Below are 13,751 nucleotides of genomic sequence, written 5' to 3'. Positions count from 1 at the left end.
AAACTTGTAACCTGAAACCTTACACTTGAAACAACTCCTTTATAAAAACACCAAAATATCCTATACCGATGAAGGTAAAGGAACAGCATTGGTTTTTCTGCATGGTTTTTTGGAAAACAAATCCATGTGGAATGCTTTTGTCCCAGAGCTTATCAAGAAATACCGTGTAATCACCATCGATTTATTGGGTCATGGCGACACCGAGTGTTTGGGTTATGTTCACGCTATGGAAGACCAAGCGGATATGGTTTTTGCCCTTCTATTGCATTTAAAAATCAGGAAAGTGGTTCTCATAGGTCATTCCATGGGCGGTTATGTGGCATTGGCTTTCGCCGAATTATTTCCTGATAATGTCAAAGGATTATTCCTTTTAAATTCTACTTCCAGAGCTGATAGCGAAGAACGTAAAATTAATCGCGACCGAGCTATTGTGGCGGTGAAACAAAATTATGCTGCGTTTGTCCGAATGTCAATTGCTAATTTATTCAGTGTAGACAATCAAGAACGATTAACAAATGAAATTGAAAGTGTAAAAAAGCAAGCACTCAAAACCCCATTGCAAGGCATAGTTGCTTCACTCGAAGGCATGAAAATTCGGAAAGACCGTGAAGTGATTTTGCATTTTGCACAGTTTCCAATGCATTTAGTTCTAGGAAAAAAAGATAGCGTTCTTAACTATGACGATAATCTGGATCAAATAGAAAATACTAAGGTGGCACTCACTACCTTTCCAGATGGACACATGTCACATATTGAAAATGAAAAGGAATTGTTGGAAGTGTTTTTGAGTTTTTTGAAAAAGGTTTAACCACAAAAGACACAAAAGGAAACAATTATTTTTGATAATTTTAATCTTCTAAACTTCTAAAATACTCATTTACCAGAGTCATTTGTCCTTGTTTATATAAATTTACAGAATTGAAATTATATAAAATCCCTTTTGGAGCTTCAAGTAATTTCATGTAAGTCAACAATTGCGCTTGATGAATAGGCGCAAATTCATCAACAGTTTTAAGTTCTAAAACAATACAATTCTCAATGAATAAATCACATCTTAAATTAGTATCTATATCTAAACCCTTAAAATTAACCGGAACTAGTAATTCTGACTTAAAGGAAATCCCTCTAAAATCCAGTTCTTTCTTGAGACATTTATGATAGATACTTTCAAGTAATCCTGGACCAAGAAATTGGTGCACCTCAATGGCAGCTCCGTTTATTTGATAAGTCAAATCTTTTAAATATGATTTTGTCAAAGCCATTTAAATTTTCTTAAGGGTTAGTTTTATTACGTTACAATTTTTGAAAATTATTTGTTTTTCTTTTGTGCCTTTTGTGGTTATAATTTCTCCTCAAAAGCCTTTTCAAAACTCAAAATCTCTTGAAGCAAAATCACAATCTGTTCTAAATATTTCTCCATAATTTCAGATGTAATAATCTCAAAACTTTCTTTTTCGGGTTTGAAATTAAAAGGCAAAAATCCTGATTTCAAATTCTTAAACGAAATAATTCCGGCTTCAATTTCACGATTTTTAGCTTCTTTTTCAAACATAAACGCGTACGCTAGCACTTGGATGATTTTGTCATTCTTGATGTCTTCCGTTAAACCATTCCAATTTTTTAGTGTAACATTATTTTTTTCTACTTTGCCTGTTTTGTAATCAATAATTCGAATTTTGCCATTTCTAAGTTCAATTCTATCTACATTTCCTTTTATGAGAACAGGAAAAGGCAAACGGACATCTTCGAGCAGTCTTTGAAATGTTTCTTCCAAAGCGATGATTTGAACTTCATCACCATTTTCTAGTGACTCTTTTTCAAGTTTTAAGAAATTAAACACATTGCGTTTTGCTACTTCAAAAGCCAATAGGTTTCTTCCTTTTTTAATTTCACCTTCTTTGTACACTAGTTTGAACTGGTTTACTACTTCGGCATCCATTATTTGAAAACAACTTTCGATGTCTGCAATCGTTAATACTCTTCCAATGAAAGGTTTGTATAATGCTTCCAATGCACCATGAATAATGGTTCCAAGTGTGTTAACCGCAATGTTTTCCTCTACTTCATCTGTTTCTCTTATGCGCAAGACGCGTTGGAAATAGAATTGTATTGGATTGCGGATATAAGTAGTTAAGGAAGAAGGCGAAAAACCTTGCTCGGCTATTTCCTTTAATCTAACCATAATGCTTTCCGTTTTTGGAACTACAATGGGTTGATTGGCAATTGCAGGAACATCAGGATTGTAAAATTGTAATGACAGGTTGTGGTTGGGTTGTTTTTCCACCTCTAATTGTGTGATAAAACGACTTTTTTCTCCTGCATCAAAACCTTCGCTATCTGAATTATAAATTAAATAAATGTTTTTAGCACGTTGTAATAAATGGTAGAAGTGATAAGTATAAATAGCATCTTTTTCCTTGAAAGTAGGCAAGCCGTATTCTTTTTTTACATCATACGGAATAAATGAATTAGTACTTTTTCCAGATGGAAATTTTCCTTCGTTAACCGATGTAATGATAACCGTTTCAAAATCGAGCACACGACTTTCTAAAACGCCCATTATTTGCAATCCATTTAAAGGTTCGCCTTCAAAAGACACTTCTGCTAAATCAATCACTTGTTTGTATATGGCATGCAAAGTCTTGATGTTGTCAATGTTTTGATGTGCAGAAAAGTGAGATATCATTTTATTAATGACTTTGAATATTGAATAGACAAAAGCGTTGGTAATCTTTTCTTCTTCATTATCTCGACTTAAATTGGCTTTAATTTTAAGTAAAATTTGAGAAATAGTTTCTAATACTGTGACCGAAGTTGTATCCCATTTTTGGAATAACAGTTGAAATAATTCATTGCCATCAGCATGAAGTTCTTCTAGTTTTTTGTGCGTAATGAAGGTATAATTGTTTTTGTTAATTATTGTGACCAATCCTTCAGCTTTACAATATGGCTCTACTAAAGGATGTGTCAAAATATCTAGCACATCTTTATAATACAATACGTAGTTCGACGCATTTCTTGTCAAAGCATTACTGTGAAGTTTAAAAAGTTTTGAGATTAACAATTGTGCAGGATTGTTTTTGCTAGTAAACCCCATTGTAATGTTCAGGGCATTAACATTAGCTGGTAAAGAATGTAAAATAGGTAATAATAGGTTTTCTTCTCCAAGGACTAAAGCCACATTTTGTAAGTTGGAATTGGAAAGACTAGCCTGTTTTTCAATAATACTTCCGGCAATTTTGGCTTGTCCAATTGATTTTGAAGTGGCAATTACTTCAATGTTTTTGGTTTCCGAAAAGTCTTTAGTTATCCATTCATAAGGATGGGTTTTATAATACGACCATTGTGATTTGAAACGACGTTGAAATAGTCCAGCATCATGAAAGCTGTCATGAAGTAACGTTTCATCAATATCCCAATATATTTTGGCTTTGTCTACTGCAAGTAGATGCTGAATTATTTTTTCTTCTGCTTGATTAAGAGCATTAAAACCGGCAAATATGAAATTATTGGAATTGTTTTCGGAGAAGTGATTGAGATTTTCAACGGCTTCTCGATAAATTAGCCCTTGATAACCAATTCCTTTGTTGTATAAATAGGAGTATAAGGCATGATAATACTCAGGAAGTTTTTTCCAGAATAGTAAATAGTTTGCAATTAATTCGGTTTTTTTGTTGATATCAACTGACCAATGTTCTATTTCCTTGATGTTTTCAAGGTATTTTAAAATGGTGTCTGGATTTAATAAATAACGGTCAATTTCGTTAAAATCTTGTAGCAATGTTTTTGCCCAATTGGCAAAAGTTTCAAAAGTTTCTTGTTTATTTTTTTCAGTTATCGAAAGATATACTTCATAGAACTCAAAAAGCAATTCAACACTGTCTATACTTCTTATTCCAGCCACATCTTGAATAAAATCTTCGATGCTAATAATTTCTGGAGCAAAAATATTGTTGATAACTAACTTTTTTAGTTCATCTAGCAAAAAGACTTTGGCTCTTTTGTTGGGTAAAACAACAATCAACTCTGATAGTTTTTCTGAGTGATTTTTTAAAATTTCTTGTGCTAGTTGATGGAGGAAAGTTGGTTTGGACATTGTATAAAAATAAAAAAAGCCATTCAATTAAGAATGGCTTTTTAAAATTATTTTAAAAGTAAATTACAATTTACCTTCATATTTAGAACCAACGTGTCTTACTTCAGTTCTTCTGTTTTGAGCTTTACCTTCTTTAGTTTTGTTGGTAGCAATTGGTTTGCTTTCTCCAAATCCTACAGCAGTTAAATTTTCTGGATTAACACCTTTTTCAATCATAGCGTTTCTCACTGCGTTAGCTCTGTCTTCAGAAAGTTTTTGGTTGAATTTATCAGAACCATCGCTATCAGTATGTCCTTCAATGCTAAATTTAGCGTTTGGATAGTTTTTAAGAATTTCTCTCATAGCATCTAAACTTGTAATAGTAGCTGCATCTCCAGTTTTGAAAGTAGATTTACCTGAATTAAAGAATACAGATCTAGCTTGAATTTTAAGTTGTTCAACAACTTCTGGAGTTACTTCTGGACATCCTCTATTGCTAGCTGGACCAGCTACAGTAGGACAATCATCTTCTAAATCTGGCACACCATCTTTATCAGCATCTAAAGGACGAGGACAACCTGCGTTATCTTTTGGACCTGCAACAGTAGGACACTTATCATCTTTATCTTGTGTACCATCACCATCAGTATCAGGACATCCGTTGAATTCTTTCAAACCTTTAACATCAACACAAGCGTCAACGTTATCAGAAATTCCGTCACCGTCAGTATCAGGACAACCATTGAATTCAACTGGACCAGCAACTTCTGGACAAGTATCTTTACTATCTTCGATTCCATCACCATCAGTATCAGGACAACCGTTGAATTGTTTTAAACCAGCAACTTCTGGACAAGCATCGTCTTTGTCATATATTCCATCATTATCTTTATCTGATCCACCAAATTTGAATGTAAGACCAGCAAAGTGTTGCATGTGTGATGGCATATCTTCACGCACATCTTCAAAAGATTGTTTGTAAGTAGCACGGTAAGATAAACCTACGAATTCATTGAACCAATAAGTAAGGCCTAAACCTCCATTTAAAGTACCTGCACTTATATCATCACCAATCCAACCATAACCTCCACCAATGTGAACAGATGGATCAATTGTTTTAGATTTAATTAAGTTCATTAAACTATAGTTAATTACAGCATCTACAGCATAATAATTTAAATCACCAGGATTAACAACAGTGTAATCTGCATTGTTAACTCTAGGAAGTACGTATCTATTTATTCTGTTGAAAGATCCAGTTACTCCAAAAGAGAAATTGTCCCCAACATATCTTGATACGTTTACAAAAGATACAGCTGGTACAATGTTCCAATTGTCATTAGCATTGAAAAATTCAGAGAATTGATCTTCTAATTTTGATGCAGCACTAACTCTAGTGTCTACTGCGTTAACCCCAAAGGATATTGCCCAAGGGTTGTTGCTGTCTTGAGCTTGAGAGCTGAAACCAGCTAACATTAACATAGCAACTAATAATTTGTTAAGATGTTTCATACTTGATTTGATTAGTTATATAAATTTATTTGAAGCAAAAGTAATACGATTTACTATAATATCAAAATATTTTGTTAAAATATAATAAATTAAATGATTTTCAGGCTTTTTCCAACCTCGGTGAAAGCTAAAATTGCTTTGTCAAGATGGGCTGTAGAATGTGCTGCAGAAAGCTGCACTCGTATTCTAGCTTTGTCTTTTGGCACAACCGGATAAAAGAATCCAATGACATAAATTCCTTTTTTCAACAATTCATCTGCCATAGTTTGTGATAATTTGGCATCATACAACATAACAGGAACAATTGCTGAATCACCATCGATAATGTCAAAACCAGCTTTTTTCATTCCTTCTTTGAAATAATTAGTATTCCATTCTAATTTATCTCTAAGCGTAGTATCTTTTTCCAAAAGTTCAAAAACTTTTATTGATGCTCCAACTATTGCTGGCGCTAATGAATTGGAAAATAAATAGGGTCTTGAACGTTGACGTAAAATCTCAATAACTTCTTTTTTTGCAGTAGTATAACCACCCATTGCCCCACCAAGAGCTTTTCCTAGTGTTCCTGTGATGATATCAACTCTTCCCATAACACCTTTTGCTTCCATTGTCCCTTTTCCAGTTGCGCCAATAAATCCAGCCGCATGACATTCATCCACCATAACTAGGGCATCATACTTATCTGCTAAATCACAGATTTTGTCTAACGGCACGACTAATCCATCCATCGAGAAAACACCGTCAGTCACAATCAATTTAAAACGATGTCCTGCCTCAACTGCTTTTTTCAATTGGTTTTCCAAATCTTCCATGTCCGAATTGGCGTAACGATAGCGAGCTGCTTTACAAAGTCTAACGCCATCAATAATAGAAGCATGGTTCAAACTATCCGATATTATACAATCTTCCTCACCTAATAATGGTTCGAAAACGCCACCATTGGCATCAAAAGCTGCAGCATACAAAATGGTATCCTCAGTTCCATAGAAATCTGCTATCTTTTTTTCTAATATTTTATGTATGTCTTGTGTTCCGCAAATGAAACGTACGGATGACATTCCAAAACCATGCGAGTCTAAAGTGTCTTTTGCCGCCTGAACTACTTCTGGATGAGAGGATAAACCCAAATAATTGTTGGCGCAAAAATTTAAAACTGTTTCGCCATTTACTGTGATTTCTGCACCTTGAGGTGAAGTGATGATGCGTTCTTTTTTAAAAATACCGTTTTGTTCAATGGTATTTAATTCGTTTTGTAGGTGTTGTTGAATTTTTCCGTACATTTTGTTTGGTTTAAAGTTTCGAGTTTAAAGTTTATCTGAAATCTTTACTCTTTTTTCTATTCTTTTTTTCTTCTAAAAGTTTACAAATTTACTACATTGATTGTTTCCCCAATATAAACCAAAGCTTTTTTAGTGACTTTAAATCCCATTTTTTCAATGGCATTTTGGTAATTTTCTAATTGCTGTTTGTATTTGGCCTGATTTTCACCAGTTTTATAATCGAGTAAATAGATTTCATTTTTATTTGTGATAACCATTCTATCCGGTTTCACAAGACCACCATCTTTTTGAATAATGGTTTTTTCATTGAGTATTTTGTTGTTTTCTGAAAAAAAATCAGAAAGCTCGTGATGCATTACAATTTCCCGAATTGCTTTTTTTACTTCTTCTTGTTGCGATGAAATAATTAATCCATTCTCGATGGCTTTTGTCAACGCTAAATCAATATCGTTTTCCGTTTTGACAAAGGATAAAATCTCGTGAATGATATTGCCATATTCAATTGCTTTTTGCTGAGTTGTATTCCACATGAGACTTTCTCGCTGTGCAATTTTGATGTTTTTTGGGTTTAACGTAGCTTCTAACTGCGGGATGCATTTTGTATTTTTTGATATTATTTTTTCAACGGAAAGTTTTGCATTGGCACCAAATTCATAATGCAATTTGTCTTCATCAAATTGGTGTTTACTTTGTAAAAACTTAATGAAAAGTGTAGCCATATTATTTGGATATTCTCCTGAGGTTTTGCTTTTTGCTTGCATTTGTGAAATCACATATAACTGTTCTTCCGCTCTTGTTAAGGCAACATATAGGATGTTGATATTGTCCAACAAATCTTCTTGTTTTTTTTGATTGTATGTTTGTGACGCTTCCTCGCCAAAACTTTCTATTTTACTACTTTTATCAACTAAAACTTTGGGTAAACCCATGGTTTGTTCATCGGCATTAATCCATATTTTTTCTCTTGGTCCTTTGCTGTAATTTTCATTGGCAAAAGGAAAAATAACTACAGGAAATTCCAATCCTTTCGATTTGTGAATGGTCATAATTCGGATGGCATCATTTCCTTCGGGAGAAGGAATACTCAATTTTTCTTTTTGAGTTTCCCAATACGACAGAAAATCAGCAACGCCAACTTGATTTTTCAAATCGCGTTCCACAACAATGTCTAGAAAATACTGCACATAAGCGTTTCTTTTGTCAACGTGTATCAATTTTGAAATTACAATTTCTACAGCTTCATAGAGCGACTTCTTGCGAATAGTTGCAAAAGAAATCTCAAACCCAAATTCAGAAAGCCAGTGTACAAAATCTACTTCCTGTTTTTGCTCCATGCCTTGCGCAATAAAATCGTGAATAGGAATTTTTTTGGCATTCGTTTGGGCTAAATAATATAGAAAATGTGCTTTGGATTCTAAATCACTATTGTTTTTTAAATAATATAAAAAATGAACAATAAACTGCACTTCCGAAGAGGAACCGAGTAATAAACTTTCGGACGACAAAATTGGAATCCCATTTTCGGTCAAAAAATTGGCAATCGCAGTTCCTGGTTGTTTCTTTCGGGTTAGAATTACAATTTCTTTATTGGTAAAACCTTTCTTTTTGACATCTTGAATAGTTTTGAACGTTGCCTCAAGAAATAGTTCGTTTGTTTCTAAATTCTCTTCCTCTGCTTCTTCTGGATTGTATTCTGGTTTTTCCACTTTAGGTAGAAAGGAAATAGTCACATAGCCACCTTTTTTATCATTGTGTAGTTGATGGCTATGATTGGCATATAAATCTTTGTAATTGTCATTTTCAAATTCATTGGACAAAAATTTAAAAAATTTATTATTGAAATCAATTACTTCAAAATAACTTCTCCAATTGGTTTCCAGCGGAAAAAGTTTCCAATCGGGATTGACAAACGGATTTTTACCTTTACTCAAATCAATAAATTGCTCTGCTTTTCCGCCACGCCAACGGTAAATGGATTGTTTTGGATCGCCAACAATCATCAACGAGCCTCGTTCACCGTTCAAATCTTCGCTGGAAAGGGAATTGTCGATTAACGGAATCAAGTTTTGCCACTGCATTTCAGAAGTATCTTGGAATTCGTCAATAAAAAAATGACGGTATTTTTCGCCTAAACGTTCATAAATAAAAGGCGCAGGTTGGTTTTGAATTTGTTCGAAAATCAATTTATTGAATTCTGTGATGGATAAAATTCCCTGTTCTTTCTGAATTTTGTTCAATTCATTGCTCAATGTGTTGAGTAAGGAAAGCGGTGTGATATTTTTTAGAAAAGCATCATAAAAATTTTTCTTTTCCATTTTAGTATAAACAGAATTCAAAATTTCAAGCAAATCAGGAATTATACTTTCAATGATAGCGGTATCTTTAGCCGTTTTATTGATTTTTATATCTTCAAATTCGTGATAGGTTTTATTGTTTGGATTGAATTTTTTCTCTTGAATATTAACCAAATGTTTAGGGAAATAACCGCCAGAAAACGACTTGAGGTCAATTCCTTTATTTTTAATTAATGTCAGTGCTTCAATGGCTAAATTGGCACATTCTTCCTCGAGTTGTATGCTAAGTTCAGTGAGTTTATTTTTGATTTCGACAAACTCGGTAATGGTTTTATTGTTAAAATGGGTGATTTCTTCGCGATTATTTTCGTTCAAAATCAACTTACCCGTTTCCATAATTTCTTTGGAAATATCCCATGATTTATCATCATCGGTTTTTTCCATTGTGAAATCTATTAGTAATTTGGTTAAGATTTCATCGTTTCCAGCTTCTGCAATGATAGCATCTACAGCTTCGGTTAACAGATTTTCAGTATCGAGCGAAACATCAAAAGTTATGGGTAAATTTAAATCGTGGGCAAAAGCACGAATTACTTTGTGAGTGAATTTATCAATAGTTGAAATATCAAATGAAGCATAATTGTGAATTAAATTTTTGATAATGCTTTTTGCTTTTTCGGTAATGTTAGCCACACTCAAACCCGTTTCCTTGTGAATATTCTGCATCAAAAGTTGCCCTTTTTCGCTAGGATTTTCTTTTGCAAATTCTGATAAACTTTCCACCACACGACTTTTCATTTCGTGAACCGCTTTGTTAGTAAACGTAATGGCTAGAATATTGCGATAGGCATCTGGTTTTTTGGATAAAAGAATAATTTTCAAATATTCTTTTACCAAAGTATAGGTTTTTCCAGAACCTGCAGAAGCATCATATATGGAGAAAGCTGGTTTTTGCATTGGTTTTTATATTTTAACCCTGTTAGGGTTTCAAACCCTAACAGGGTTTTGTTATCATGTAAACAAAATTCAACTTACTTTCTTCACCATAATAGGTAACTTCAAATTCATCGACTTTTACGGCTCCAATTTTTTCAATGGACTTTTGTGAACGAATGTTGAACGCGCCAATGTGAAAATAGACTTTATCAACATATTGAAAAGCGTAATCTAACATAATTTTCTTTAGTGTTTTGTTGTAATTCTTTCCCCAAAATTTGCGTCCAATGAAAGTGTAGCCAATTAATATGGAGTTTTCTTTTTCGTTATAGTCATAATATCTACTACACCCAATTGTTTCATTGGTTTTGCTATCACGAATTATAAAAGCACCTTTGGAAAGCATTGCACCTTCAAAAAAGTTTTGAAAAACAGCACGTTGATATCGAAGTTTATTAGGATGTTGTTCCCAAAGCAATTCATCATTAGCAACAGCATATAACGCTGAAAAATCAGTTTCTTGGAGTGGAAGCAAATGAATTACATCGTTTTTTAAATCAATTGGCTGAAGATTAAAACTCATTGAGGTTACTATTTATTTTTTTAACGGAATTTTATAAAAATAGTATTTCTTTTTACAAAGTTAAATGTATAAATTTGAATTCAATTTATTAATAACTAAAATAAAAATATCATGGCTTTTGAATTACCACAATTACCTTACGCATACGATGCGTTAGAACCACATATTGATGCTAGAACAATGGAAATCCATCATTCAAAACATCATAATGCATACACTACCAACCTAAATGCTGCCATTGCAGGAACAGATATGGAAGGTAAAACTATAGAAAATATTCTAATTAATTTAGACATGAAAAACATGGCCGTTAGAAATAATGGCGGTGGATTTTATAATCACAATTTATTTTGGAGAATTATGGCGCCTAACGCTGGCGGAAAACCAACAGGAGAATTAGCAGATGCTATTGATGCTGCTTATGGTTCTTTTGAAGAATTCAAAGCGCAGTTTGCCAAAGCTGGTGCAACGCGTTTTGGTTCAGGTTGGGCTTGGCTTTGTGTTCACAAAGGCGGAAAAGTAGAAGTTTGTTCAACGCCAAATCAAGATAATCCATTAATGCCTGACACAGCTTGTGGCGGTTTTCCAATCCTTGGAATGGATGTTTGGGAACATGCTTATTATTTGCATTATCAAAATCGCCGTCCTGATTATATCGAAGCTTTCTTTAATGTAATCAATTGGACTGAAGTCGCTCGATTGTATGCATTAGAAAAATAAAATTTATTTTTAAAAGTTAGAACACCGATTGTGAAAGCAATCGGTTTTTTTATTTAGGAAAGAAGTAAAAAATAAACAGGCGGAATTGCTTCCACCTGTTTGCCCCAAATCTACCATAAACTTAACCTACACTAAATACTATGGTAAAACAAAATTACTTACAACATTTTAAATAATGTTAATTTTTAACGAAAATATATTGGAATGATAGTCAAATGAGAGTGAAACCTTCTTTTTTATTGGTTTTCAAAGTAATATAAAATAAAAAAGGTGAAAATTTCTTTTCACCCTTTTTGCCCCAAATCTACCATAAACTTAACCTACTAATGCTATGGTAAGGTCAAATGTAAGAGGATTTACATTTCCAAAACAAATATTTTAGATGAACTGCACTAAAAATCGTTAAAAGACAAAAAATGTTAAATTTTTAGTAAGCTCGAGCATCTTTTCCTTCATAAAAATTCATAAATGCCTTATTTACAACTCTATTTCCTCCTGGAGTTGGATAGTCACCCGTAAAGTACCAGTCGCCTAAATTTTTTGGGCAAGCAATATGTAAATTCTCTACGGTTTGGAAAATAATTTTTACTTCAGCATTAATGTCTTCTGGATGCAATAATTCAGCAATTTTATTGGAAATTTCAGTGTCGCTAAATGAGGAATAGATTTCGGTTACAAAATTTACTACATCAGCATCTTTTAGGTTTTCCTGAGATTTGCATTTTTTATAAACATCGTCAACGATATGATATTGGTCTCTTTCTTTCAATAATTCAATTGCAGCTTGAAAAGCAACTAATCCTTCCAATTTTGCCATATCAATACCATAACAATCGGGATAACGAATTTGTGGCGCAGAGGAAACAACAACAATACGTTTTGGGTTTAGTCTTCCCATCATTCTGAGAATACTTTTTTTCAAAGTAGTTCCGCGAACAATACTATCGTCAATAATTACCAAATTGTCCGAAGGTTTAATTACGCCATAAGTTACATCATAAACATGAGCTACTAAATCATCGCGACTACTATCTTCGGTAATAAACGTTCTTAATTTAGCGTCTTTTATAGCAATCTTTTCGGTTCTTATTTTTACAGAAAGTATTTCTTCTAGTTTTTCTTTAGTCAATGTTTTTCTGTTGTTCAGGATAAACTGGTTTTTTCTTTGGTTCAGAAAATCATTGGCGGCTTCAACCATTCCATAAAAAGAAGTTTCAGCCGTATTGGGAATAAAAGAAAAAACAGAATTATCAGTATCATTTTCTATTGCATCAAGAACAGCTGGTAAAATCAATTTTCCCAATTTTTTTCTTTCCTGATAAATTTCCGCATCGCTACCACGAGAAAAATAAATACGTTCAAAAGAACAAGCTTTTTTAACGGTCGGGATTATTATTTCTTGTTGAGTAACTGTTCCGTTTTTTTTCACAATTAAAGCATGTCCAGGTTGTAATTCCTGTACTTTTTCAAAAGGAACATTGAACGAAGTTTGTATTACAGGTCTTTCTGAAGCTACCACCACAATTTCATCATCTTCGTAGAAATAGGCTGGACGAATTCCCGCTGGATCACGAAACACAAAAGCATCACCATGGCCTAATAATCCAGCCATAGCATAACCACCATCCCAACCTTTGGAAGCGCGTTTTAAAATTTTGGCAATGTCTAATTTCTCAGCAATAACGGGAGAAGCTTCTCTTTTTGATAATCCGTTATTTTTACATTCTTGGTACAAATCAGTAACTTCATCATCTAGAAAATGGCCTATTTTTTCCATAACTGTGACCGTATCTGCCATTTCTTTTGGATGTTGACCGAGTTCAACTAAACTATTGAAAAGTTCCGTTACATTGGTCATGTTGAAATTGCCTGCTAAAATGAGATTTCGATGCATCCAATTATTTTGACGCAAAAACGGATGCACACTTTCAATACTGTTTTTGCCAAAAGTTCCATAACGTACATGGCCTAAAAACAATTCACCGATATAAGGAATGTTTGCTTTTTGTTTTGCCACATTTTCTTGGTATTCGGGATGAGATGTTAACTCATCATTAATTCTTTCATTGATTTGAGCAAATACATCTTGTATGGCTTGCGCTTGATTGGAACGAACGCGACTGATATATCTTTCACCTGGATCAACATCTAATTTAATGGAGGCAAAACCTGCACCATCTTGTCCGCGGTTGTGTTGCTTTTCCATGAGAAGATACATTTTTTGTATCCCATAAAAAGCCGTACCGTATTTTTCTTTGTAGAATTCTAACGGTTTTTTTAATCGTAAAAGGGCTATCCCACATTCGTGTTTAATGGCGTCGCTCATAGTAGTTGTTGTGTTGTTGTAGTTG

General features: G+C 33.5%; 9 protein-coding genes. 2 read left to right on the top strand and 7 right to left on the bottom strand.

The window, feature by feature from the left end:
• Positions 1-25 precede the first annotated feature (25 nt).
• Positions 26-808 (top strand): alpha/beta fold hydrolase, encoded by a 783-nt coding sequence (locus tag ACSVH2_RS01635; RefSeq protein ID WP_438091419.1) that lies wholly within the window; start codon positions 26-28, stop codon positions 806-808.
• Positions 809-848: 40 nt separating this feature from the next.
• Here ACSVH2_RS01635 and ACSVH2_RS01630 read toward each other — a convergent pair whose 3' ends face one another.
• The 6 genes from ACSVH2_RS01630 to ACSVH2_RS01605 all read right to left on the bottom strand — a co-directional run bounded on the left by ACSVH2_RS01630 (position 849) and on the right by ACSVH2_RS01605 (position 10,680).
• Positions 849-1,262, bottom strand: a complete 414-nt coding sequence (locus ACSVH2_RS01630; RefSeq protein ID WP_438091418.1) for a GxxExxY protein — start codon at positions 1,260-1,262, stop codon at positions 849-851.
• Positions 1,263-1,339: 77 nt separating this feature from the next.
• Positions 1,340-4,096 (bottom strand): PD-(D/E)XK nuclease family protein, encoded by a 2,757-nt coding sequence (locus tag ACSVH2_RS01625; protein ID WP_438091417.1) that lies wholly within the window; start codon positions 4,094-4,096, stop codon positions 1,340-1,342.
• Positions 4,097-4,159: 63 nt separating this feature from the next.
• Positions 4,160-5,587 (bottom strand): OmpA family protein, encoded by a 1,428-nt coding sequence (locus ACSVH2_RS01620; protein ID WP_438091416.1) that lies wholly within the window; start codon positions 5,585-5,587, stop codon positions 4,160-4,162.
• 89 nt (positions 5,588-5,676) lie between these two features.
• Positions 5,677-6,867: a glycine C-acetyltransferase gene (kbl, locus tag ACSVH2_RS01615; protein ID WP_438091415.1), complete on the bottom strand. Its 1,191-nt coding sequence runs from the start codon at positions 6,865-6,867 to the stop codon at positions 5,677-5,679.
• 80 nt (positions 6,868-6,947) lie between these two features.
• The gene (locus tag ACSVH2_RS01610) at positions 6,948-10,118 is read right to left on the bottom strand and encodes a UvrD-helicase domain-containing protein (RefSeq protein WP_438091414.1); all 3,171 of its coding nucleotides are present in this window, start codon (positions 10,116-10,118) and stop codon (positions 6,948-6,950) included.
• 37 nt (positions 10,119-10,155) lie between these two features.
• A complete protein-coding gene (locus tag ACSVH2_RS01605) occupies positions 10,156-10,680 on the bottom strand; it encodes a GNAT family N-acetyltransferase (protein WP_438091413.1) in 525 nt (174 codons plus the stop codon).
• 111 nt (positions 10,681-10,791) lie between these two features.
• Here ACSVH2_RS01605 and ACSVH2_RS01600 point away from each other — a divergent pair, with 111 nt between their 5' ends.
• The gene (locus tag ACSVH2_RS01600) at positions 10,792-11,400 is read left to right on the top strand and encodes a superoxide dismutase (protein WP_438091412.1); all 609 of its coding nucleotides are present in this window, start codon (positions 10,792-10,794) and stop codon (positions 11,398-11,400) included.
• Positions 11,401-11,827: 427 nt separating this feature from the next.
• Here ACSVH2_RS01600 and ACSVH2_RS01595 read toward each other — a convergent pair whose 3' ends face one another.
• Positions 11,828-13,726: an amidophosphoribosyltransferase gene (locus tag ACSVH2_RS01595; protein ID WP_438091411.1), complete on the bottom strand. Its 1,899-nt coding sequence runs from the start codon at positions 13,724-13,726 to the stop codon at positions 11,828-11,830.
• Positions 13,727-13,751: the final 25 nt, after the last annotated feature.

The organism is Flavobacterium sp. RSB2_4_14 (assembly GCF_051547085.1).
Lineage (GTDB): Bacteria > Bacteroidota > Bacteroidia > Flavobacteriales > Flavobacteriaceae > Flavobacterium.
The sequence above is the reverse complement of the archived record's forward strand: the minus strand, read 5'-3'. Positions and strand labels throughout refer to the sequence as shown.

Bases quoted from the DNA above. Each gene is read 5' to 3' on its own strand.
- ACSVH2_RS01600 (WP_438091412.1), top strand. From the start codon at position 10,792: ATGGCTTTTGAATTACCACAATTACCTTACGCATACGATGCGTTAGAA.
- ACSVH2_RS01605 (WP_438091413.1), bottom strand. From the start codon at position 10,680: ATGAGTTTTAATCTTCAGCCAATTGATTTAAAAAACGATGTAATTCAT.
- kbl (WP_438091415.1), bottom strand. From the start codon at position 6,867: ATGTACGGAAAAATTCAACAACACCTACAAAACGAATTAAATACCATT.
- ACSVH2_RS01630 (WP_438091418.1), bottom strand. From the start codon at position 1,262: ATGGCTTTGACAAAATCATATTTAAAAGATTTGACTTATCAAATAAAC.
- ACSVH2_RS01625 (WP_438091417.1), bottom strand. From the start codon at position 4,096: ATGTCCAAACCAACTTTCCTCCATCAACTAGCACAAGAAATTTTAAAA.
- ACSVH2_RS01610 (WP_438091414.1), bottom strand. From the start codon at position 10,118: ATGCAAAAACCAGCTTTCTCCATATATGATGCTTCTGCAGGTTCTGGA.
- ACSVH2_RS01620 (WP_438091416.1), bottom strand. From the start codon at position 5,587: ATGAAACATCTTAACAAATTATTAGTTGCTATGTTAATGTTAGCTGGT.
- ACSVH2_RS01595 (WP_438091411.1), bottom strand. From the start codon at position 13,726: ATGAGCGACGCCATTAAACACGAATGTGGGATAGCCCTTTTACGATTA.